The sequence below is a fragment of the Acinetobacter sp. UBA2063 genome (assembly GCF_002333245.1).
Taxonomy (GTDB): Bacteria; Pseudomonadota; Gammaproteobacteria; order Pseudomonadales; family Moraxellaceae; genus Acinetobacter; species Acinetobacter parvus.
The window spans coordinates 1-289 of record NZ_DDAH01000020.1 but is presented as its reverse complement, the minus strand read 5'-3'; the positions used below and the strand labels follow the sequence as shown (position 1 = coordinate 289).

Here is a 289-nt window from a genome sequence, read left to right as displayed (position 1 = left end):
AACAAGGTCACCGTCAATGGTTTACCGAGTTGAAAATTACTGGTATCGCAGGCTAACACAGGAGTAAATAGACATGGCAACTAAAAAAGCCGGTGGATCGACGAAGAACGGTCGTGATTCGAATCCTAAGATGTTGGGTGTTAAAGTTTACGGTGGTCAAACTGTAACTGCTGGTAACATCATCGTTCGTCAACGTGGTACTGAGTTCCACGCTGGTGCAAATGTTGGTATGGGCCGTGACCATACTTTATTTGCTACTGCTGACGGCGTAGTGAAATTTGAAGTGAAA

The 289-nt window shown here is 44.6% G+C and carries 1 protein-coding gene; it reads left to right on the top strand.

Annotated elements, in window-relative coordinates:
- Positions 1 to 73 precede the first annotated feature (73 nt).
- Positions 74 to 289, top strand: a 216-nt coding sequence (rpmA, locus tag B4H32_RS00825) for a 50S ribosomal protein L27 (protein ID WP_286799199.1), incomplete at its 3' end; no start/stop codon positions are given.